Source organism: Microbacterium sp. 5K110, assembly GCF_005774735.1.
Lineage (GTDB): Bacteria > Actinomycetota > Actinomycetes > Actinomycetales > Microbacteriaceae > Microbacterium.
On record NZ_VBUM01000055.1, the window covers coordinates 1 to 23,126 of the forward strand.

General features: G+C 68.0%; 19 protein-coding genes. 13 read left to right on the forward strand and 6 right to left on the reverse strand.

All coding sequences use genetic code 11. The features are described 5' to 3' along the window. The 6 genes from FE256_RS18390 to FE256_RS12310 all read left to right on the forward strand — a co-directional run. On the forward strand, positions 1-192 hold a 192-nt coding region (locus FE256_RS18390; RefSeq protein ID WP_212743517.1), incomplete at its 5' end, for a hypothetical protein. After that, a complete protein-coding gene (locus tag FE256_RS12290) occupies positions 189-1,040 on the forward strand; it encodes a F510_1955 family glycosylhydrolase (protein WP_138176028.1) in 852 nt (283 codons plus the stop codon). The genes FE256_RS18390 and FE256_RS12290, both read left to right, overlap by 4 nt. Positions 1,041-1,092: 52 nt before the next feature. Then, positions 1,093-3,540 (forward strand): phosphoketolase family protein, encoded by a 2,448-nt coding sequence (locus tag FE256_RS12295; RefSeq protein ID WP_138176030.1) that lies wholly within the window; start codon positions 1,093-1,095, stop codon positions 3,538-3,540. Next, positions 3,537-6,149, forward strand: a complete 2,613-nt coding sequence (locus FE256_RS12300; RefSeq protein WP_138176032.1) for a heavy metal translocating P-type ATPase — start codon at positions 3,537-3,539, stop codon at positions 6,147-6,149. The genes FE256_RS12295 and FE256_RS12300 overlap by 4 nt, the downstream gene beginning before the upstream one ends. Positions 6,150-6,168: 19 nt before the next feature. Further along, positions 6,169-9,375, forward strand: coding sequence for an HAD-IA family hydrolase (locus FE256_RS12305; protein ID WP_138176034.1), 3,207 nt, complete (start codon positions 6,169-6,171; stop codon positions 9,373-9,375). Between the two features lie 181 nt (positions 9,376-9,556). After that, complete coding sequence (locus FE256_RS12310) at positions 9,557-10,000, forward strand: type II glyceraldehyde-3-phosphate dehydrogenase (RefSeq protein WP_138176036.1); 444 nt, start codon at positions 9,557-9,559, stop codon at positions 9,998-10,000. Positions 10,001-10,084: 84 nt separating this feature from the next. On the opposite strand, the gene merA is transcribed toward FE256_RS12310, so the two are convergent. Next, the gene (merA, locus tag FE256_RS12315; RefSeq protein ID WP_138176038.1) at positions 10,085-11,461 is read right to left on the reverse strand and encodes a mercury(II) reductase; all 1,377 of its coding nucleotides are present in this window, start codon (positions 11,459-11,461) and stop codon (positions 10,085-10,087) included. 100 nt (positions 11,462-11,561) lie between these two features. On the opposite strand from merA, the gene FE256_RS12320 reads away from it, so the two are divergent. After that, positions 11,562-11,951 carry a heavy metal-responsive transcriptional regulator gene (locus FE256_RS12320; protein ID WP_138176040.1) on the forward strand — a complete coding sequence of 130 codons (390 nt, stop codon included), beginning with the start codon at positions 11,562-11,564 and terminating at the stop codon, positions 11,949-11,951. 15 nt (positions 11,952-11,966) lie between these two features. Here the strand turns inward: FE256_RS12320 and istB are convergent, their stop codons facing one another. Further along, complete coding sequence (gene istB, locus FE256_RS12325) at positions 11,967-12,767, reverse strand: IS21-like element helper ATPase IstB (protein ID WP_138176042.1); 801 nt, start codon at positions 12,765-12,767, stop codon at positions 11,967-11,969. Next, positions 12,764-14,458, reverse strand: a complete 1,695-nt coding sequence (istA, locus tag FE256_RS12330) for an IS21 family transposase (protein ID WP_138176056.1) — start codon at positions 14,456-14,458, stop codon at positions 12,764-12,766. The genes istB and istA overlap by 4 nt, the downstream gene beginning before the upstream one ends. A 115-nt stretch (positions 14,459-14,573) precedes the next feature. Here istA and FE256_RS12335 point away from each other — a divergent pair, with 115 nt between their 5' ends. The 4 genes from FE256_RS12335 to FE256_RS12350 are packed head-to-tail and all read left to right on the forward strand — an operon-like array spanning position 14,574 to position 18,025. Beyond that, the gene (locus FE256_RS12335; RefSeq protein WP_289508583.1) at positions 14,574-15,197 is read left to right on the forward strand and encodes a type II glyceraldehyde-3-phosphate dehydrogenase; all 624 of its coding nucleotides are present in this window, start codon (positions 14,574-14,576) and stop codon (positions 15,195-15,197) included. Then, complete coding sequence (locus FE256_RS12340) at positions 15,187-15,504, forward strand: DUF2933 domain-containing protein (RefSeq protein ID WP_212743518.1); 318 nt, start codon at positions 15,187-15,189, stop codon at positions 15,502-15,504. The genes FE256_RS12335 and FE256_RS12340 overlap by 11 nt, the downstream gene beginning before the upstream one ends. Further along, positions 15,501-16,514, forward strand: a complete 1,014-nt coding sequence (locus FE256_RS12345; RefSeq protein ID WP_138176044.1) for a DMT family transporter — start codon at positions 15,501-15,503, stop codon at positions 16,512-16,514. Before FE256_RS12340 ends, FE256_RS12345 begins: the two co-directional genes overlap by 4 nt. Next, the gene (locus FE256_RS12350; RefSeq protein ID WP_138176046.1) at positions 16,511-18,025 is read left to right on the forward strand and encodes a multicopper oxidase family protein; all 1,515 of its coding nucleotides are present in this window, start codon (positions 16,511-16,513) and stop codon (positions 18,023-18,025) included. Before FE256_RS12345 ends, FE256_RS12350 begins: the two co-directional genes overlap by 4 nt. 305 nt (positions 18,026-18,330) lie before the next feature. Here the strand turns inward: FE256_RS12350 and glnA are convergent, their stop codons facing one another. Further along, positions 18,331-19,755, reverse strand: coding sequence for a type I glutamate--ammonia ligase (glnA, locus tag FE256_RS12355; protein WP_138176048.1), 1,425 nt, complete (start codon positions 19,753-19,755; stop codon positions 18,331-18,333). Positions 19,756-19,856: 101 nt separating this feature from the next. Between glnA and FE256_RS12360 the strand changes: the two genes are divergently transcribed. Further along, a complete protein-coding gene (locus FE256_RS12360; RefSeq protein ID WP_138176050.1) occupies positions 19,857-20,315 on the forward strand; it encodes an RDD family protein in 459 nt (152 codons plus the stop codon). Positions 20,316-20,360: 45 nt separating this feature from the next. Here the strand turns inward: FE256_RS12360 and FE256_RS12365 are convergent, their stop codons facing one another. Then, the gene (locus FE256_RS12365) at positions 20,361-21,071 is read right to left on the reverse strand and encodes a DUF4191 domain-containing protein (protein WP_138176052.1); all 711 of its coding nucleotides are present in this window, start codon (positions 21,069-21,071) and stop codon (positions 20,361-20,363) included. A 120-nt stretch (positions 21,072-21,191) separates the two neighbouring features. Here FE256_RS12365 and FE256_RS12370 point away from each other — a divergent pair, with 120 nt between their 5' ends. Beyond that, entirely contained in the window at positions 21,192-22,235 is a 1,044-nt protein-coding gene (locus FE256_RS12370) for a hypothetical protein (RefSeq protein WP_138176054.1), read from the forward strand. A gap of 17 nt (positions 22,236-22,252) precedes the next feature. Here the strand turns inward: FE256_RS12370 and FE256_RS12375 are convergent. Next, positions 22,253-23,126, reverse strand: an 874-nt coding sequence (locus FE256_RS12375; protein WP_171024323.1) for a 2-oxo acid dehydrogenase subunit E2, incomplete at its 5' end; no start/stop codon positions are given.

Sequence of the window (23,126 nt, forward strand, 5' to 3'; positions counted from 1 at the left end):
GCCGACACCAAGCCGGCTCCGCCCGAGCCCCGGCGACCCGCCAGGCCATCGCTTCCAGGAACCGGCAGCGTGACCCGTCGAAAGGCCCCCGTCATGACGTCCCGCACCCTGGCCGCCTCCCTGGTGGCCATCCTCCTCGCCCTGATCATCCTGTCCGTGGCGACTGTTCTCTTCATCGGAGCCATCGCATGAGAAGCCAAACCATCACCGTCGCCGCGGCGGCAATCGTCGCCGTCGGGCTCCTCCTGGCCGGCTGCGCGGGCTCTACCGCCCCGGCGCCCGCACCGACCGAGCCTGCGTTCGGGCATGTGCACGGCATCATCAACCTCGGTGAGGGCACCGTGCTGCTCGGCGCGCACACGGGCCTGTACACGCTCACTGCCGCCGGCGTGCTCGCAGGCCCGGTGGGAGGCAACGACTTCGACGCGATGGGCCTCACCGCCCACGGCGACACGCTCTACGCATCCGGGCACCCGGGACCGGCCACGCCGACCGAGCTCGGTGAGCACAACCTCGGCATCGTCCGCAGCATCGACGCCGGCGCCACCTGGGAGCCGGTCGCCTTCACCGGGCAGGAAGACTTCCACGTCCTCACCGCCACCGCCGAGGCGATCTACGGGATCGGGTCCAGCTCGATCACCGTGCGCACCAGCCCCGACGGCGGAACCACCTGGGTCGACGGCGCCAATCTGCCTGCCGTCGACCTTGCCGCCACACTCGACGGCGCCCTCTACGCGGCGACGCAGGATGGGGTCCAGGAGAGCCGCGATGCCGGAGCCACCTTCGCCCCTGTCCCCGACGCGCCGCTGCTGTACCTGCTGGAGTCTGATCCGGCGGGCGGGCTGGTCGGCGTCGACACTGACGGCGCCCTCTGGCGCCTCAACGGCGCCGGCTGGGAGAGGTCCGGAACGGCCAGCGGCACCGTCCAGGCGCTCGGCACCACCGCCGACGGCGCGATCGTGCTCGTCGACGACCGCGGCGTCGTGTGGATGCGCGGCACCGAAGCCACCGTGGTCCTCCCGTCAGGAGCACGATCATGAACACCATCACACCCGGCGGCCGCTGCAGCCGCGGATCCGGAGGACACCGACCATGAGCACGACATCGACCCGCTGGGTCCGCCACACCACCCCGCTCACCGCGGAAACCCTGTCCGGGGTGGACGCGTGGTGGCGCGCGGCGAACTATCTGAGCATCGGGCAGATCTACCTGCAGGGCAACCCGCTGCTGCGCACGCCCCTCACCCGTGACGACATCAAGCCGCGGCTGCTGGGGCACTGGGGCACGACCCCGGGGCTGAACTTCCTCTACGCGCACCTGAACCGGGCGATCATCGACCGCGACCTGGACACCCTGTACGTCACGGGGCCAGGGCACGGCGGGCCGGGGATGGTTGCCAACGCCTATCTCGACGGCACTTACACGGAGCTGTTCCCCCAGATCGCTCAGAACGAGGACGGGCTGCGGGCGCTGTTCCGGCAGTTCTCCTTCCCCGGTGGCATCCCCTCGCACGCGTCCCCGGAGACGCCCGGGTCGATCAACGAGGGCGGGGAGCTCGGGTACTCCCTCGTGCACGCCTACGGCGCCGCGTTCGACAACCCGGGCCTGCTGGTCGCGTGCGTGATCGGCGATGGGGAGGCTGAGACCGGGCCGCTGGCCACGGCCTGGCACGGCAACAAGCTCCTCAACCCCGCCCACGACGGCGTCGTCCTGCCGATCCTGCACCTGAACGGTTACAAGATCGCCAACCCGACCGTGCTGTCCCGCATCCCCGAGGAGGAGCTGGTCGCGTTGCTGCGCGGCTACGGTCACGAGCCGTTCGTCGTCACCGTCGGCTTCGACGACGAGGACCCGCGGGAGTCTCACGCGCGGTTCGCGGGAGTGCTGGACACGGTGCTGGACCGCATCGCCGACATCAAGGGCCGCGCCGCGAACGGAACTTTGGAGGGGCGGCCAGTGTGGCCGGCGATCGTGTTGCGCAGCCCGAAAGGCTGGACCTGCCCGCCGGTCATCGACGGGCTCCCCGTGGAGGGCACCTGGCGCGCCCACCAGGTCCCGCTCGCCGAGGTCCGCGACAACCCGGAGCATCTGCGGATCCTCGAGGACTGGCTTCGCTCCTACCGTCCCGACGAACTCTTCGACGCCGCCGGCGCCCCGCTCCCGGCGACGGTCGCGGTCGCGCCAGACGGCGCGCGGCGGATGAGCGCGAACCCCGTCGGCAATGGCGGGCAGCTGAGCGTCCCGCTGCGCCTCGGTGACTTCCGCGCGTACGCCCACCTGGTTCACCCGGATAGGCGGGGCGCCACATCGGCGGAGGCGACTCGGGTGCTCGGAGAATGGCTTGCCGATGTGATCCGGGACAACCCGGACAACTTCCGCATCTTCGGACCCGACGAGACCGCCTCCAACCGGATCGCACCCGCCGTCTACGAAGCCACCGGCAAACAGTGGAACGCGGCCGTGCTCCCGGTAGACGAGCACCTCGCCCCGACCGGCCGCGTGATCGAGGTGCTCAGCGAGCACCAATGCCAGGGCTGGCTCGAAGGCTACGTGCTGACCGGGCGACACGGGCTGTTCAACTGCTACGAGGCATTCACCCACATCGTCGACTCGATGTTCAACCAGCACGCCAAGTGGCTCGAAGCCGCCCGGCATGTGCCGTGGCGGGAGCCCATCCCGAGCTTCAACTACCTGCTGTCCAGTCACGTCTGGCGGCAGGACCACAACGGATTCAGCCACCAAGACCCCGGCTTCATCGACGTCGCGCTGAACAAGAGCCCCGACGTCGTGCGGGTCTACCTGCCGTTCGACGCGAACACCCTGCTGTCCACCTACGACCACTGCCTGCGTTCCACCGGGTACATCAACGTCGTCGTCGCCGGCAAGCAGCCCGCCCCGCAGTGGCTGACCATGGATGAGGCGATCGAGCACTGCACCCGCGGGCTCGGCATCCTGCCCTGGGCCGGCACCGAGACCGAAGCCACCGAGCCGGATGTCGTCCTCGCCGCTGCCGGAGACGTGCCCACCCTCGAGACCCTCGCCGCGGCCGCGCTGCTGCGCGAGCACATCCCGGAGCTGAGCGTGCGGGTCGTCAACGTCGTCGACCTGACCCGTCTGCAGTCCGAGGACCAGCACCCGCACGGACTGTCGGATAGGGAGTTCGACGCGATCTTCACTCCCGACAAGCCGGTGATCTTCGCCTACCACGGCTACCCGTGGCTGATCCACCGGCTCACGTACAAGCGCGCGGGGCACCAGAACCTGCACGTCCACGGCTTCGTGGAGAAGGGCACCACCACGACCCCGTTCGACATGGTCATGCTCAACGACCTGGACCGGTACCGGCTCGCGATCGACGTTCTGGACCACGTCCCAGGCCTGGCCGCACGTCGCGCCGAACTGCGTCAGGAGTTGCAGGACGCCCGGTTGCGCGCCCGCGCCCACACTCGCGAGCACGGCACCGACATCCCCGCCGTCGCCGACTGGCAATGGCCCCATCCCGGCACCACCGACCTCGCCATCGGGAAGGAACACCAATGAACGACACCAAGACCGTGACGTTGCAGGTCAGCGGCATGATCCGCGCGACTTCGAAGAATGTCACCGAAGCCCACCTGGCCCGCCAACCGGGTGTGATCAGCGTCGACGCGAACCCCGTCTCGCAGACCGCGACCGTCACCTACGATCCGCAGACCACCTCCGTCGCGTACCTGCAGCAGTGGGTCATCGAATGCGGGTACCACTGCGCCGGGCAGTCCGTGCCCGACCACATCTGCGACCCCACCCACGAGCCGCACGACCACGCGACCACGCAGGGGCACGACACGCATGTCGGCCACGGGGGCCACGAGGCGCGCACCGATCACGGCGGGCATCCCGAGCATGCTGGCCATGAACCGCACGACGGGCACGAGGGGCATGAAGGCCATCAGGCAATCGCAGCGGACGGACACGATCACGTTGGTACCGCGGTCGCTGGCGAGCACGCCCACCCGGCGGCGGGCGCGGGTGATGAGCATGCTGGCCATCCGGCAACCGCCGCGGACGGGCACGATCACGGGACGGAGGCGTCCGGGCACAGTGCGCAGGAGATGATGGGCCACGGCGGGCACGGCGGGATGTCGATGGACGCGATGATCCGCGACATGCGCAACCGGTTCCTGGTCGCGCTGATCCTGTCGATCCCGATCACCCTGTGGTCGCCGATCGGCCGGGAGGTGATCGGGTTCGAGGTGCCGGCCCCGTTCGGGCTGCGCGATGACGTGTTCATGCTGATCCTGTCACTGCCGGTGATCTTCTACTCGGCCTGGATCTTCTTCGACGGGGCGTACCGTGCCCTGCGCGCCCGCACGCTGGACATGATGGTGCTGGTCGCGGTCGGCGTCGGCGCCGGTTGGATCTACAGCCTGATCATCACCCTCACCGGCGGCGGCGAGGTGTTCTACGAGGCCGCGACCGTGCTGGCCACCTTCGTGCTGCTAGGGCACTGGGTGGAGATGCGCGCCCGCGGTGGGGCGAACGACGCCATCCGCCGCCTACTGGAGCTCGCCCCCGCCCGCGCGGTCGTCATCCGTGGCGGTGAGGAGGTGGAGATCCCCACGTCCGAGGTGGTCCCTGGCGACCTGATGCTGATCCGCCCCGGGGCGAAGATCCCCACCGACGGCACCGTGGATGAGGGGGAGTCCGAGGTCGACGAGTCGATGGTCACTGGCGAGTCCATGCCGGTGGAGAAGGCGCCCGGCTCAGAGGTCATCGGCGCGACCGTGAACACCGTCGGCACGCTGCGAGTGCGGGCAACGAAGGTCGGCGCCGACACCGCGCTCGCGCAGATCGTCAAGCTCGTGCAGGAGGCGCAGAATTCCAAGGCACCCGGCCAGCGTCTTGCCGACCGGGCCGCGTTCTGGCTCGTCCTGGTCGCCCTGATCGGCGGCACCCTCACCTTCCTGGTTTGGTTCCTCGCCGGGATGGACGTGCCGATGGCGATCCTGTTCGCCATCACCGTCGTGGTCATCACCTGCCCCGACGCTCTCGGACTCGCGACACCGACCGCGATCATGGTCGGCACCGGCCTGGGCGCCAAGCGCGGCGTGCTGTTCAAGAACGCCTCCGGGATCGAGACCGCCGCCCGCATCGACACAGTCGTGCTGGACAAGACTGGCACCCTCACCAAGGGTGAACCGGAGGTCACCGACTACCTCCCGGTCGGCATGGACGATTTGGAGCTGTTGTCCCTCGCCGCGGCGCTCGAGCGAGAGTCCGAGCACCCGCTGGCGAAAGCGATCGTGACCTATGCCGACGAACGCGGCATCCCTCGGCGGACCGCGACGGCATTCCGCAACGTCACCGGGCAAGGGGCGATCGCGACCGTCGACGGCCGGCAGGTCGTCCTCGGCAACGCCCGGCTGATGGCATCCGAGGGCATCGACACCAGCGCGGTCGACGCGCAGCAGCAGGAACTCGCCAACGGTGGTCGCACCGCGATCATGTTCGCTGTCGACGGGAAGATCGCCGGGGTCATCGCCCTTGCCGATGCCGCCCGTGACACCGCAAGAGCTGCGATCGACGCGCTGCATGAGCAGGGTATCGAGGTGGCGATGCTCACGGGCGACAACAAGCCCACCGCCGAACGGATCGCGTCGCTGCTGGGCATCGACACGGTCATCGCCGACGTGCTCCCCGAGGACAAGTCCGCGAAGATCGCCGAGCTGCAAAAGGCCGGCAAGAAGGTCGCGATGGTCGGCGACGGCGTCAACGACGCGCCCGCCCTCGCCCAGGCGGACCTCGGCATCGCGATCGGCGCCGGCACCGACGTCGCGATCGAGACCGCCGACGTCGTGCTGATGCGCTCCGACCCGCTGGACGTCGCAATCGCGCTGAAGATCGGCAAGGGAACGCTACGGAAGATGCGGCAGAACCTTGGCTGGGCCATCGGATACAACGCCATCGCGCTGCCCATCGCTGCCGGAGTGTTCTACCCGGCCTTCGGGATCATGCTCACCCCAGAGATCGCCGCCATCAGCATGTCCGGCTCCAGCGTCATCGTCGCGGTCAACGCGCTCCTTCTGAAGCGGCTGCGCCTGCCCGCCCCGGCCGATCCGGCAACCGCGAGCACGCCCACAACGGCCTCGGCGTCCGGCGGCGCGTCATGAACCCTCACGGTGCGTCACGATGAGGGCCGATCGGCGATCGCAGGCGCAGAGGACTCATCGTCTTGACACCACCTACGACGCAGTCCTCTTCGACCTGGACGGCGTCGTGACGAACACCGCCGCCATCCATGCCGCCGCGTGGAAGCAGCTGTTCGACGAGGTGCTGCGAGATCCGCGCGTCCACGTCGATGATCCGCAGAACACCTTCGACCCGGTGGCTGACTATCGGCGATACGTGGACGGGCGGACCCGAGAGGACGGAGTGGCGAGATACCTCGCCGCCCGCGGCGTCAGGCTGGATGCCGGGCAATCCAACGACCCACCGTCGGCATGGACGATCGCCGGGATCGCCGCGCGCAAGAACGCACTCTTCCTTGCCGAGCTGCGCACGCGCGGACTGCGGGTCTATCCGGGCACGGCAGCACTGCTGCGGCGCCTGCGGGACGCGGCCATACCGGCCGGTCTGGTCACCGCGAGTCGAAATGCGCAGCAACTGCTGGACACAGCCGGTCTTACCGGCGCCTTCGACACGGTCGTGGACGGCCAAACCGCGCTCACGCATCACTTGCAGGGCAAGCCGTACCCCGACATGTTCGCCGAGGCAGCACGCCGCCTCGGCGTTCCTCCCGCTCGCATTGCGATCGTCGAGGACTCAGTCGCCGGCGTGGAAGCCGGCCAACGCGGCGGCTTCGGGCTCGTCGTCGGAATCGACCGCGCCGAACAGCGCGAGCAACTCGAAGCCGCGGGCGCCGACATTGTGCTCAACGATGTCGGCGAGCTGGATCTGGGCCTCTCCACGACGGATCCCTGGCAGCTGGTCTACGAAGGCTTCGACCCCGCGCACGAGGGGCACCGGGAGACGCTCACCGCGCTGGGCAACGGCTATCTGGTGACGCGAGGGACACGTCCCGAGCACCACGACGACGGCATCCACTACCCGGGCACCTACCTCGCTGGCGTCTACAACCGACTGATGAGCACTATCCACGGCCGCGCTGTCGAAGAAGAACACCTCGTCAACACACCGAACTGGCTTCCGGTGGACCTCCGAATCGGAGACGGACCATGGCTTTCCTCCGGACAGGCGCCGACGCTCAGCGAACGACGCGAGCTCGACCTCCGACGCGGGCTCATCACACGCCGCGCCGTCCTTGCCGGCCCGGACGGGCATCAGCTCTTCCTCGTGCAGAGGTCCTTCATCTCCATGGACGACCCTCACCTGGCCGTCCTGGAGACCACGATGAGTGCACCCGACTGGAACGGCACGCTCACCCTGCGAGCAGGAGTCGACGCGGGGGTACGCAACTCCAACGTGGCCGCCTATATCGGTTCGGACACCACACACCTCGCCCCGCCGGCGTTCAGCCACGCCGACGACGTCACCGTGTGCGAGACACACACCCGGCAGAGCCGGATCCGTATCGTCACCGCCGTCCGCACGCGCCTGACCGGTGCCGCCGCCGTGACGGAACACCTCACCGAAACGGCCTCGCAGGCAACGCGAGAGTTCCGCGTCGAGCTGGAACGCGGCCGAGCGGTCACTCTCACCAAGACCGCGGCGATCTTCACCTCCCACGACCGAGCCATCAGCGAACCGAGTGCCGCCGCCCTCAACTTGCTCGAGAGGAGCGGCCAGGATGTCGCAGGGCTTCTCGAACGGCACGAGACGGAATGGCGACGCCTCTGGCACCTGTTCGCGGTGACGCTGGACGCCGATACGCACAGTCAGCTCGTGCTGAATCTGCACGTCCTTCACCTGCTGCAGACCTTGTCCCCTCACACCACCGCGCTCGACGCAGGGGTGCCCGCACGCGGCCTGCACGGTGAGGGGTATCGAGGTCACGTCTTCTGGGACGAGGTCTTCGTGCTGCCCATCCTCGACACCCGTGCCCCGCAAGTGAGCCGGTCGCTGATCGAGTACCGGTGGCGGCGCCTGAACGAAGCTCGCACAGCCGCGACGGCCGCCGGCCTGGGCGGGGCGTTGTTTCCCTGGCAGAGCGGCAGCGACGGCCGCGAGGAGACGCCCACCGCGCTCTACAACCCGCGTTCCGGCAGATGGATGCCGGACAACTCACGTCGCCAGCGTCACGTCGGGCTCGCCATCGCCCACAACGCCTGGCAGCACTATCAGGCCACCGGCGATCTCGACTGGCTCGCCGAGCGCGGCGCCGAGCTCATCATCGAGGTGACCCGCCTGTTCGCCTCCCTCGCCGAACACGACCCGACCACGGACAGATTCCACATCGCCGGAGTGATGGGTCCCGACGAGTTCCATGATGGCCCGCCGGACGCTCCCGGCGCCGGGCTGCGCGACAACACCTACACCAATGTCCTGGCCTCCTGGGTCGCCCAGCGGGCCGGCGGCACGCTGAGAGTCCTGACCGGCTACCACGCCGACGGCCTCCGCGACCGGCTCAACGTCACCGACGACGAGATCGCGCTGTGGGCACGCCTGAGCAGACGGCTCACCGTCGGGTTCCACGCCGATGGGATCCTCACCCAGTTCGACGGCTATGAGGACCTGGAGGAGCTGGACTGGGGTCACTACCGCGACAAGTACGGGAACATCGGCCGACTCGATCTCATCCTCGAATCCGAGAACGACAGCACCAATCGGTACAAGCTCGCCAAGCAGCCCGACGTCCTCATGCTCGTCTATCTTCTCGGCCGCGACGGACTCCGTAAGCAGCTCGCCGCCCTCGGCTACCCGTTCTCCGAAGCCGACCTGGTCCGCACCGTCAACTACTACCTGGCCCGAACCGCCAACGGTTCTACGCTCAGCCGCGTCGTGAACGCCTCCGTCCTGGCCGGTATCGACCCTGCACGCTCGTGGATCGCGTTCCGCGAAGCCCTGATCGCCGACCTCGACGACTCCCAGGGCGGCACGACTCGTGAAGGGATCCACCTGGGCGCGATGGCCGGCACGGTAGATCTGCCTGTCCGCTCTTTCGCCGGCATGACGGTCGGCGACGACGAGCTGACCTTCGCGCCGCGCCTCCCCCCGCACCTGACCCGAGTCGCGTTCCAGGTCCGATATCGCGACCACCTTCTGGACGTGACTCTCGGCCGAAGCGCTCTAGAACTGCACGCCCACCCGACCACGGCCCCGGCCATCCGCCTGCGCGTCGGCAGCGACGGCGGCCAGCTCTCCGCTGGCGAAACGAAGGTGTTCGCCGTCCGCTCAGCTGATGCCAGAACACGCTCCGTCTCCAAGGAGTCTCGATGAGCGCGCACCGGCGCCGATACCGGCGCATCGCATCGGTTCTGGAGAGGCATGGCTTCGGCCTGGCCACCGGCCTGATCGGTGCCGGCGCGGGCGTGGTCACCGCCCTCGGCGGCTATCTGCGATGGACCGCGCGGCGACGACGACGACCGCGCCCCCCGCATCCCCTCAGAAAGGCACACTCATGAACCCCATCCGGGTCGGCGTCAACGGCTATGGCGTCATCGGCAAGCGCGTCGCTGACGCGATCCTCCTCCAGCCGGACATGCGCCTGATCGGCGTCGCAGACATCGTCACCGACTGGCGCATCAAATCCGCCGCGAACCGATTGCCCGTGTTCGCCTCCACCGCTGAGGCGCGCCAAGGTATGCACGACGCGGGCGTGACCGTCCGCGGAAGCCTCGACGAGCTGCTCGCGCAGTGCGACGTGATCGTCGACACCACCCCCAAGCATGTCGCGGCCGGCAACCTCGAGCGCTACCGCGGGGCTGGGGTGAAAGCGGTGCTGCAGGGTGGCGAATCCCACGCCACCACTGGGCATTCGTTCGTCGCCCAAGCCAATTACGTCACCGCCCTCGGCCGCGACAGCACCCGGGTGGTGTCCTGCAATACGACCAGCATCGTTTGACTTTGTCAACCTGATCTGGCCCCGGGGTGACGTTTTGAAGTGGCCCCGTCGAGGCGTCGGTTCGATGTGGGGCGCTGTCTGCTGTCAGGCGCAGCAGGAGGTGGGGAGTTCGTTGCGGAAGAGGTTCGCGGTGAGGCGGATGCCTTCGGCCATGGTGAGGTACGGGGCCCACGTGTCGGCGAGTTGGGTGACGGTGAATCCGGCTTTAATGGCGTAGGTCGCGGCGAGCATCATCTCGCCGGCGGTTTCGGCGAGGGCATGGACGCCGAGGACTTTGCCGGTGTCCGCGTCGGCGACGATCTTGATGCCGCCGCGGGTGTTGTGGTTCGTGATGGCTCGGGGCACATCGGACAGCCTCAGGTATCGGCAGGCGCACCGGTATCCGGCGGCGATGGCTTCGGCTTCGGTGATGCCGGCGGAGCCGAGCTGCGGCGCGGTGAACAGGACGGAGGGCAGCCCAGTGTAGTCGACCTGTTCGTGGTGGCCGAGGGCGTTGCGGGCTGCGATCTTCCCGGCCATCGCGGCGACGTACACGTACTGGGGCACGTCGGTGACGTCGCCGGCGGCGAACACGACCGGGTTCGTGGTCCGCTGCTGCTCGTCGACGATGATGAAGCCGCGGTCGTCGGTCGCGACGCCCGCCGCGGCGAGGTCGAGCCCGTTGGCGCGTGGTGTGCGTCCGGTGGCGATGAGGACGCGTTCTCCGGTGACCGCCTTGCCGGTGCGGGTGCGCACCCGCACCACGCCGTCGTCCTGGATGATCGTGGCGGCGCGGTCGCCTACGACGGTGATTCCCTCGGAGAGGAAGGCCTTGCGGAGTTCGGAGGAGAGTTCGGGCTCGGCGTGCGGGGCGAGCCGGCCAATGATGGTGACGGCCACGCCGAGGCGGGCGAAGAGCTGGGCTTGTTCGAGGCCGACGAAGCCGCCGCCGATCACTACGAGCGAGGCGGGCAACTCGGTGAGTTCCATTGCCGTGGTCGAGGTGAGGTAGTCGACGTGCTCAAGCCCGGGGATGGCCGGGACGTGCGGTTCGGCGCCGATGGCGACGAGATACGACCTGGCACGAACCGGTCGTTCGTCGATGAGGAGGGTTGCCGGGTCGGTGAATGTGGCGGCGCCGGGGAGGATGTCGAACCCGTAGGCGGCGGCGATGTCGGCGTACTTGGTCTGGCGGAGCATGCCGACGAGGTCATCCTTCTGCCGCACGAGGGCGCCGAGGTCGACAGTGCCGGCGGACGTGGGGGCGCCGGGGAACGGGTTCGCGAGGGCGGCGTGGCGGGTGTGCGCGGCGGCGAGGAGCGTCTTCGAGGGCACACAGCCGACGTTCACGCAGGTACCGCCGAGGGTGCCGCGTTCGATGGCGACCACGCTGGCCCCTTCGAGTCGGGCGTGGATCGCGGCGGACATCGCCGCCCCGCCCGTGCCGATCACCGCAAGATCGAACTCGCTGTGCTGCGTCATGATGCCTCCTCGGGTGAACCGGGCCGCTTGCGCGGTCACATCCGTCAGAATGGACCTTCAAGCATGCTTGAAGGTCAAGCCCGTTGGTGGAGGTGTCACAATGCGGATCGGAGAGCTCGCGGAGAAGGCGAGGACGAGGCCGTCGACGCTGCGGTACTACGAGGAGCGCGGACTGCTGCCGCCGCCGGAGCGCACACCGGCCGGGTACCGCAGCTATGGCGACGAGACGGTGCAACGGCTCGCGTTCATCGGCCGGGCCCGCGCGGCGGGCCTCACCCTTGCGCAGGCCGCGGAGATCCTCGATGTTCGCGACGCGGGCCGTTCGCCGTGCGCGCATGTGCGGGACCTCCTTGACCGCCGACTCGTGGAGATCGACGAGCAGCTCGAGCAGCTGCACGCCCTGCGAGGGAGCATTGCCGAGCTTCGAGCGCACGCGGCCGCTACGGCGTCCGAAGCCTGCACACCGGAGTCCATCTGCCGCTACCTCTGAATGGCTTTCGGATCGCTACTGCCGCTGACGGGTGTAGTTGAGGCGATAGGAGGTGGTGCCGGTTTCGATGATGGTGCCGTTGAACGTGAGCCGGTCCACGATCGCCGCGCACAGGCGCGGGTCGGTGAAGGTCTTCGTCCAAGCGCTGAATGACTCGTTGGATGCAATCGCGACGGAGTTCTTCTCTTCGCGCTCGGTGAGGACCTGGAACAGGAGTTCCGCGCCGCGCCGGTCGAGTTCCATGTAGCCGAGCTCGTCGATCAGGAGCAGGTCGACGCGGCCGTACCGGTTGATGGTACGGGTGAGCTGTTTCTCGTCGGCGGCTTCGACGAGCTCGTTCACGAGCTTCGTGGCGAGGGTGTATCGGACGCGGAAGCCTTTCTCAGCTGCGGCGGTGCCCAGGCCGATGAGCAGGTGCGACTTCCCGGTGCCGGAGTCCCCGATCAAGCAGAGCGGGTCGCCGCGGCGGATCCAGTCCCCGTTCGCGAGGGTATGGATCGTCGCCGGGTTGATGTTCGGATTCGCGTCGTAGTCGAAGTCGCCGAGCCATTTGTTCCTCGGGAACCCGGCTGCGGACACGCGGCGGACCACGGACCTTCGGTCCCGGTCGTCGCACTCGGCGAGGAGGAGTTCGGCGAGGAAGCCTTGGTAGGTCAGCTGCTCGCGTTCCGCGGCCGTGATCGCTTCGTGCATCACGGCCCGCATGGTGGGTAGGCGGAGCCTGCGGCAGGCTTGGTCAACGGCGGCCGCGGCGGCTTCTTCGGTCAGCCCGCGCTGTCGACGCAGGGTCGTGGTGACGTTGGTGGGAGTGGTCATGTTCCGGTGATTCCTTCTCTCTTATCGGTGACCGGCGGTTCCGGTTCGGGACGTCGGCTGAGGAGTTCGTCGTAGTGGGCGACGGATGGCAGCGGCCGCCGGTCGGCTGGGAGTCCGGCGATCACCGCGGCCGGATCCGCGAGGCGACGCTGGGTGAGGCTGAAAACTCGCTGCACATCACGTCGCGGTTGTTCAACGCGATGACGGTCTGACTCGGGCCCGGCCGCGTGCAGGCGGGCTTCGACCGCGACGACGTCGGCAGACACCGCCCCGACCGTGAGCGCGGCACGGATCCCTGCGATCACGTCAACGGTTCGCATGGTCCTGTGGAGCAGGAGCACGTCGATCAGCGCCCTTGTGCCGGCGCTGTCGCCGTCGACCTTCCGCGCTTGCTGCCAGAACGCGTCATGCGTTGTCGTGAACACGCCGGCTTCGCGTGCACGGGCCAGCGCGGTGGATCCGGGCAACGCGCCGGGCTTGCGTCTGAGGACCTCGAGGTAGTGGTCGAGGTTGATCGATTCGCCGCCGCGGGCCACGACCCGCTCGTGCCGAGCGACCTCGGCGTGGCCATCGAACACCACAAGTTCAGACGCCCGCAACGAGACGCGCACCTTTCGCCCGATCAGACGGGCGGGCACGGAGTACCTCGCCATCCGCACGGTGATCAGGCTCGAACGGTCTACCCGCGGGTAGAGCACCAGGCCAGGGTCGAACAGCTCGCCTGGCAATGACGCAAGGCGTGCTTGTTCGTCGGTGAAGTCTTGCCCGACAGTGCGGATCCGGGTGTTGATACGCCGCTCGTTGTCGCGCGCGTCCCACCGGCGGATCTGCTCGTTCAACTCGGCGAGCGAGTCGATGACCGGCATCGGAGAAAGCCAGGTGCGACGAAACCGACCGACTTCGCCTTCGACGCCGCCCTTCTCATGGGCGCCATCGATCCCGGGCTGGCAGTAGAACGAGTCGAACCCGTAATGCGAGCGGAACAGCACCCACCGGTCGTTCTCTATCCGACTACGGCCCTTCCCGTACAGCACCGTCTGCACCGCGGCCGTGAGGTTGTCATATCGGATGTGCAGGGTCGGGATCCCACCGATCTCGTCGAACGCGTCGATGTGTCCCTCGAGGAACGCTTCCTGCGATTGCGTCGAGTACACCCGGTGCACCGCCTTCCCCGAGTGCGAGAGCCGGAACGTGAACATGTGGCACTTCGTCTTCACCCCGGCCAGGATCACCCAGACCTCGCCGAAATCGACTTCGGCTTCCTCACCAGGTGCGTGCTCCTGCGGGACGAACACCTCGACGCGGCGCCCGGCGGCGGCGTCGATCTGAGCACGACGTACGCGCACGTAGTCGCGGACCGTCGAGTAGGACAGTCCCGTCGCTTCGTGCTCGTCGACCAGCCGCGCGAGAACCCTTGTCGCCGTGTGCCGCTGCTTGCGAGGAGCGTCCAGATCCTGCGTGAGCATCGCGTCGATCACCGCCTTGTACGGCCCCAGCCGAGGCGACATCCGCGTCGGAGTCTTCCGCTGCGGCGGAACCGGCGACGCCAGCGCCTGCCGCACCGTGCGACGGTGCACCCCGAACCTGTCTGCCAACGCGCGCACTGATAGCCCGTCAACGCGCGAGGCACGCCGGATATCCGCGAACAATTCCACTTTCGACCCCTGCCGGGCCCGCTCATCCTGAAGCAACACGAAACACACGCTCGGGTGGGGCCAGATCAAACCGTCAGAACCGCCCCGGCAAGTCAGAAAGTGGGGCCACTCCTAGCCGTCACCCCGGGGCCAAAACAGACTGACAGAGCCAATCGTTCGTGTCCTAGGCGCCTTGGACACGGCGGGGCTGCTTCAGCGCGCCCGCGGAGTGCTCATCCGCCGCGCCACCGACCCGTGGGAGTCGCACCTGGGCGGCATCATGAACACGATGGTCCCGGAGCCGACCATCCCCTCCCACCAAGGTCCCGACGCGCAGACCGTTCTCCCGGGCCTGGATGTCGTCACCATCGCCGCCAAGGGCGCCCACACCCAGACGCACACCCACTTCTGGACACTGCAACTATCCCGGGAAGCCGCCCGGGATGAGGTGCTGGGCGCCCTCCGTGCCGCGCCCCGCATAGCCTTCATCCGCATGTCCGACGGCTTGGTCGCCCTCAATTCCACGATCGAGCTGATGCGCGACCTCGGCCGGCCCCGAGGGGACATGTGGGAAGTCGCCATCTGGGAAGACCTGGTCACCGTCACCGGCAACGAAGCGTACCTCGCCTACCAGGTCTGCAACGAGGCCATCGTCGTGCCCGAGACCATCGACGCGATCCGCGCCCTCTCCGGCACCGTCACCGATGCCGAGACGTCGATCCGCCTCACTGACAGGAGCCTTGGCATGCGCCAGGACTTTCTCACCCCTCCGGAGGACTCCGACCATGACCGATGACCAGCATCCGCACCCCGGTCAGGAACCAGGTGTCGCTGCGCCGCGGCGACGGATGCCCCTGTCTGCCTGGGCCATCATCGGCCTGGCCGTCGTCGGAATCGTTATCTATCTGTTCATCGACCACCTGCCGCACGTGCTCGCGGCCCTCCCATATGTGGCGATCATTGGCATGGCAGCGATGCACCTCTTCGGCCACGGCCACCCCGGCGGCAGCCATCACACCAATCACGACCACGCAGGCGGCGCTCGCCAGGATGGCGGCGCCGCCGACGGTGAGATCAGCAATGGTCCCCGCGATCCGTCATGACCGTCGCCCACCAGTGGCTGCGTGCCACCCCAGTCGGACATCCTCGGCCCTGGCGGATGCTGTGGATCACGGCAGCCTGGGGTTCCTGTTTCGTCGCCATCACCATCGCCCTTGAGGACGCGCCGGTGCTGTGGCTCGCGGCGCTGCGGGCCCTCATCGCTGGTGCCGCCCTCGCGTTGCTCATCGGCATCCAGCGGGTGCCGATCCCGCGCGACCCGCGGACCTGGGTGCTCGTTGTCTGCCTCGGAGCGGTAAACATCGCCGTGGCGTTCGCGACGATGTTCGGCGCTGCAACCGGACTGTCTACCGGAATCGCGTCGGTGCTCGCCAACGCTCAGCCGATCCTCATCCTTCTGCCCGCGTGGTGGATCTACCGCGAACGCCCCACCCCCGTCGCCATCGTCGCCATCGCCCTCGGCTTCGCCGGGCTGGTCGTCATCGTGTTGCCGGTAGGGCTTGGCGGCGGGGTGTGGATCGCGTTGACCTCGGCGGCCGCTACGACTGCCGGCACCCTCATCGGGCGGATCGTGCAGGCGGACCCGCGATTCGTAGCCGCCGCGCAACTGCTCATCGGAGGGGCTCTCCTCGCTGGCACCGCCGCTTTCGCGGAAGGCCCCCCGAGGATCTACTGGAGCATCCCGTTCCTTCTCGCCCTCCTGTTCCTGTCGCTGGTCGGCACCGCCGCGACGACAGTCGCCTGGTTCACCGAAACCCGACGTGCCCGTCTGGACATCCTCACTGCGTGGACCCTGCTCGTGCCGGTGTTCGGCGTGCTCCTGTCCCTGGTGGTCCTGCGGGAAGACCCCGGTCTGTGGGGCTGGATCGGCATCGTCATCGTGCTGATCTCGATGGCCCTGCTCGCAGCGGGATCCCGGCGCCAATCCTCCGCGGCGGGAATCGCCGCAGTAACTACCGTCCCACGAACCGACGCCGAACACGCAACGCCCGACTCGGACGGGCAAGACGAAACTCACCGCCACCCCATGCGACCCGAGAGGAAACACCGATGACTGTGCCATCAGACCCGCGTACCCGCTTCCTGCTCACACGACGAGCGTTCCTCGGCGTTAGCGTCGGCACCCTCGCGACCATTGCTCTGGCCTCCTGCGCTCCCGCTGCGAGTTGGGTGCAGCCCGACGGCGCCCCCGTGCGGGAGGCCGAACGCCGTCGCGGAGGCACCGGCAAGGTCACCACCGCGACATTGACCGCCGCACCCAGTGCGCTTGACCTCGCCGGGACCACCGCAGCCACCTGGGCGTTCGGTTCGATCCCGGCCCCCGTGATCCGTCTCGGCGCTGGAGACACGCTGAAAGCGACCGTGCGCAACCAGCTGGACACCGACACCTCCGTGCACTGGCACGGGCTAGCACTGCGCAACGACATGGACGGCGTACCGCCAGTCACCCAGCAGCCCATTCGGCCCGACGAGAGCTTCGACTATGAGTTCATCGCCTCCGACCCTGGAACTTACTGGTTCCACCCTCACGTCGGGGTGCAGCTGGACCGCGGCCTCTACGGAGCACTGATCGTCGAGGATCCTGCCGAGGCCGGAGATTACGACGACGAATGGGTCATCATCCTCGACGACTGGCTCGACGGCGTTACCGCTACTCCCGACGAGGTCCTCGCCGAGTTGAGCCGGGGGATGGGAACGATGACAGGCGATATGTTCATGCGCATGGGCAACACGCTCATGGGCGCCACGTCCGACCTACTCGGCGGCGACGCCGGTGACGTCTACTACCCGACCTACCTCATCAACGGGAAACCGGCTGGGGACCCCGCCCAGTTCACTGCCTCGCCTGGTCAGCGGATTCGGCTTCGGATCATCAACGCCGGTAGCGACACCGCATTCCGCGTCGTAGTCGGCGGACACACGCTCACGATCACTCACACGGATGGGTTTCCCGTCACTCCGACCGAAGTCGACAGCATCCTCATCGGCATGGGAGAGCGCTACGACGCGGTCATCACCTTTGCAGATGGCGTCTTCCCCCTGATCGCGCAAGCCGAAGGCAAGCGCGACCGCGGCTTCGCGCTCGTCCGTACCGGCGACGGCTCGGTGCCTGCAGTCGACGTAAGCGTCCCGGAACTGGACAGCGACCGCGCCGGTACCGCAGACCTACTCAGGGCAGCCGGTGAGGTAACGCTGCCGACAAGGGGGCCCGATCGGCAGATCTCCATCGCGCTCACCGGAAGCATGGCCGCCTACGACTGGGGCGTCGATGGCCGCCGCTTCGACATGAGGGACCCGCTCCGAGGCGCACATGAGATCCGGCAGGGGGAGCGTGTCCGGCTCACGATCGACAACCAGACGACGATGTGGCATCCCTTCCATCTGCACGGTCACACCTACCAGCATCAAGACGGCGGCCCCCGGAAGGACACCTCGATCATCCTGCCGAAACAGACCCTCACCGTCGACTTCGACGCCGACAACCCCGGCCTCTGGGTCGCCCACTGCCACAACATCTACCACGCAGAAACCGGCATGACCACGGTGATCGGCTATCGGGCGTGACTACGGACCCGGTCACGTCAGTGAACAGGTAACGGCGCCGTCGACCGGACGGGCCGTGGGTCAATGCGGTGTGACCGCATCGTCACACGACGCGGCTTGATTGTCGGTCAACCTGGCCGCGCCGCGGCCGCTGACGGCACCGCAGAAGCGGTCGTCCGTCCCGTCCGAAAACCTGTCCGTTTACTGCCCGTAGCCGTCCGTAAACGTCCAGAGATAGACTGAGCCCCAGACGGCAACTGCCGCCTGGGGCTCAGTAAATTGCTGGCCTCGGAAACCGGGAGTGCGGTCCCTAAGACCCCTCGGAATCAGACCCCGAAGTACAGCTCGTACTCGAAGGGGTGCGGGCGCTGAGAGATCGGCTGGATCTCGTTCTCGATCTTGTACTCGATCCAGGTGTCGATGAGCTCCTGCGTGAAGACGCCACCGGCGAGCAGGAACTCGTGGTCAGCGCGCAGGGCCTCGAGCGAGTCGAGCAGCGAGTTCGGAACCTGCGGGATGTTCTTGGCCTCTTCGGCGGGGAGCTCGTAGAGGTCCTTGTCGACGGGCTCGTGCGGCTCGATGCGGTTCTTGATGCCGTCGATGCCGGCCATCAGCTGCGCCGCGAACGCGAGGTACGGGTTGCCCGAGGCGTCCGGCGCGCGGAACTCGATGCGCTTGGCCTTGGGGTTCGTGCCCGTGATCGGGATACGGATGGCCGCGGAGCGGTTACCGGCCGAGTACACGAGGTTGACCGGAGCCTCGAAGCCCTTCACCAGACGGTGGTAGCTGTTGAGGGTCGGGTTCGTGAACGCGAGCACGGCGGGGGCGTGAGCCAGGATGCCACCGATGTACCAGCGCGCGATGTCCGAAAGCCCGCCGTAGCCGGTCTCGTCGTAGAACAGCGGCTTGCCGTCGTTCCAGAGCGACTGGTGGGTGTGCATGCCCGAACCGTTGTCGCCGAACAGCGGCTTCGGCATGAAGGTCGCGACCTTGCCCCACTCGTTGGCGACGTTCTTGACGATGTACTTGAACTTCAGGATGTCGTCAGCCGCGTGCACCATCGTGTCGAAGCGGTAGTTGATCTCGGCCTGACCGCCCGTGCCCACCTCGTGGTGCGCGCGCTCCAGGATGAGACCGGCGTCGATCAGCTTGAGACTGATGTCGTCGCGCAGGTCGGCCTGCTTGTCGACGGGCGAGACGGGGAAGTAGCCACCCTTGTAGGGGGTCTTGTTGGCGAGGTTTCCGCCCTCTTCCTCGCGACCGGTGTTCCAGGCGCCCTCTTCGGAGTCCACGGAGTAGAAGCTCGAGTTCTGCTTCACTTCGTAGCGGACGTCGTCGAAGATGTAGAACTCGGCCTCGGGGGCAAAGAACGCGGTGTCGGCGATGCCGGTGGAGGCGAGGTACTTCTCGGCCTTCTTGGCGACCTGACGCGGGTCCTTCGAGTAGATCTCACCGTTGCGCGGGTTGTAGATGTCGAAGACCATGATGAGCGTCTTCGCCTCGCGGAACGGGTCGAGGTACGCCGTGGTCACGTCGGGGATGAGCTGCATGTCCGACTCGTGGATGTTCGCGAACCCGCGGATCGACGAGCCATCGAACAGCTGTCCGACGGTGAAGAACTCCTCGTCGACGGTCGAGGCGGGGATGTTGAAGTGCTGCTGCACACCAGGAAGGTCCGTGAAACGGATGTCGAGGAACTTGACGTCCTCGTCCTGGATGAACTTCAGCACCTCGGACGAATCTTTGAACATGAAGACTCCAGAGGTAGAACATTCGGGATCGGCCAGGCTCGGCCAGCCTCCTCGACCATACCCAGAACCGGTGTCTCTGCGATATCTCGCATGTTTCGGGCATGTTACGCGGCCCCGATTACGCTGGAGGGGTGACCGTCCCCGTCGACAACGAATATCCGGGCCAACGGCTCGGCCTTCCCCGCGAGGGACGCGGCTCCATCGCCCGGCCGGGTCGCCGCGTCGCCGCGCTCCTCATCGATGTCGCGAGCGCCGGACTCATCGGCTACGCCTTCTTCTCGACACCCGATCCGGTGACCGGCATCCCGTTCGCCAACCCGATCGCGACGAACCTCATCTTCTTCCTCGTGCAGATCGTCTTCATCCCGTTGATCGGGGGGAGCCCCGGACACCGGCTGCTCGGGATGCGCCTCGAGCTGGCATCCGGCGGCTGGGTGGGTCTGTGGCGGCCGATCGTGCGCACGCTGCTCCTCGCTCTGATCATCCCCGCGGTGGTGTGGGACGCCGATCAGCGCGGTCTGCACGACAAGGCCGTCGGCACCGTGCTCGTACGCAGCTGACAGACGGAAAAGGCCCCGCGGTGTGCGGGGCCTTTTCGTGTGAGGTCAGCGGGGACGCGGAGCGCGCATCTTCGTCGGGTCCACGCCCTTCGGGATCGGCAGCGACGCCAGCCCCTGGGACACCGACGACACGCGCTTGATGACGGCGGCCTGCGTGGTGCGGTCGACCTTCTTCGGCAGCGACTTGATGGCCGACGCGAGGTTCTTGATCTGCACGTCGTCGTCGCCGTGGCCGACGTAGAGAACGGTGACCGGCACCCCGGCGGCGACGCGCTGGACGCGACCGCGCTCTTCGGTGATCAGGCGACCCAGGCGCGTCCGCGAGCCCTCGCCGATCAAGACGACGCCGCCCCGGCCGATGGCCCGGTAGACGGCCTCCTGCGTGCGGGGGTTCACGGCGATGGGCGTCTCGGAGGCCTGCCAGTTGCGGCCGAGCGACGACGACAGCACGTGGCCGGTGGCGCCGGGCATGCCGTCGATCTTGCGGTACATCGCGCGCGTCGAGAGTCGCGTCATCATGATCATCGCGACCAGGATGCCGGCGAGCAGGCCCGTGACACCCCACAGGATGACGCTCCAGATGGCGACCGGAGGGATCAGGAAGCCGACCAGGACGCCGAGTCCGATACCCACCAGGACGATGCCGGCGAGCGCGAACGGGAGCCAGCGGTACTCCTTCTGCGTGAAGGTGTACAGGGTGCGAAGCTGGGAGAAGAATCCCGGACGCTTCTCGGGGGTGGAGGTGCGAGCGGCCATGGGATCGATTCTATCTTCGCGCCCGGCATCGCTCCTCCCCACGTGGCAGGTTCGTGGATCCGTCCACGAAACAGGCCGTGGATGCGCACTCGGGTGTCTGGACCTCGCGAGTATCGGGGGATGCGCACCGCTCACCCCGCAACCACGATCGACAGCCTCGAGGGATACCTGCACCGGCGTCGACGCAGCACTCTGCCGTTGACGCCCGGCGAGGCGGCGACCATCGCGATCGCTGTGGTGCGCGGATGCGCCGATGCCTCCCTGCGCGCGCGGGGCGGACAGTGGCGCCTCACCGCCGAGGGGCGTCCCGTGCTCGTCCCCGACCCGGATGCCGATGATGTGCTCGCCGCGACGGCACGGATTCTCGACGAGCTCGTGACCCTCGTCGACGCCGACGTGCGACCCGGCTTCGCCCGACTGCATGACGTTGTGCTCACCGAGCCACCGCGGGCGTGGGACATCGGGGAGCGGCGCTTGCTGGCGGTCGTCGAGCCGCAGCCCATCGTGCTCGGTCCCCTCACCCCGGGCGAGCCGCAGGTCGCCGGGCCGCCGCACGTCGAGGCCGAGGGATCCGCGGATGCCGCTCGCCCACCGCTCCTCGACGGAGTGCGCCGCGTGCTGCGTCGCGGCGCGTCGCGTCGCGGCCTCGTCCTTTCGACGGTGGGGGTCGCCGCGCTCGTCGTGGTCGGGGCGTCATCGATCCCCGCGGCACCCTCGGAGACGACGACACCTGTTCCCGTCGCGTCGCTGTCGCCCGGGTCCTCCGTCTTCTCGTCGACGGCTTCTCCCGCGGCAAGCCCGTCGGACGCTTCGCCGACGGCGACCGCTTCACCGTCGGCTCCGTCAGCGACGGCGACCCCGCCCGTGATGGCGGGCCCATCCGCGGACGACGACGTTCGCTCCGCGGCTCCGCAGGTTCTGAAGCAGCTCGCGGCGTGCCCCGATGTCGAATGCGCCTCGACGCTGCGCGAGGCGCCTGAGGACCCCGGCGAGCCCGCGCTCCTCGACCCCGCAGGCGCCGAACTCGAGGTCGTGGACGACTTCGGTGGGCTCGCCGTCATCCGCCTCACGGGGGCGGACCGCACTCAGTACGTCACCCTCGTACGGGAGAACGACCGATGGCTGGTCCGCTCCGTCAGAGACGTCGCGGACCAGCCATCATGAGGCCGATCAGGCGGGGATCAGATGCCGAGGTCGCCCTCGAACTGCGCCGCCTCGAGGCGGGTCTTCACCGCGCCGAGGAAGCGGGCGGCATCCGCGCCGTCGATGATGCGGTGGTCGTACGACAGTGCGAGGTACGCGTACGAACGGACCGAGATCGCGTCCTTGCCGTCGACCGAGACGACACCCGGCTTCTTGACGACGGCGCCGAGGCCGAGGATCGCCGACTGCGGGAGGAAAACGATCGGCGTGTCGAACAGCGCGCCGCGCGAACCGGTGTTGGTCAGCGTGAACGTGCCCCCAGCGAGCTCGTCGGGCTTCAGCTTGTTGTCGCGCGTCCGCGTCGCGAGGTCAGCGATCTCGCGAGCGAGCTGGGCGATGTTCTTCTCACCGGCGTCCTTGACGACGGGGGTGAGCAGGCCGCGCTCCGTATCGACGGCGATCGACACGTTCTCGTGGGCCGGGTAGACGATCTCGTCACCCTCGACCGTGGAGTTGATGATCGGATACGCCTTGAGTGCCTCGACGGCCGCGAGGGCGAAGAACGGCAGGAACGACAGCTTGTCGCCCGTCTTCTGCTGGAACTCGCCCTTCACACGATCACGCAGCGCCGCGACCTTCGTCACGTCGACCTCGACGACCGTGGTGAGCTGCGCGGTGGCCTGCATCGACGCGACCGCCCGCTCGGCGATGACCTTGCGCAGGCGCGACGTCTTCTGCGTGGTTCCGCGCAGCGGCGAGACCTCGACCGGTGCGGCGGGCGCGGCGGCGGCGGGCGCGGCCTCCGCGGCGGGGGCGGACTTCGCGGCCTCGGCAGCCTTGAGCACGTCCTCCTTGCGGATGCGGCCACCGACACCGCTGCCGGTCACCGTCGCGAGGTCGACACCCTGCTGC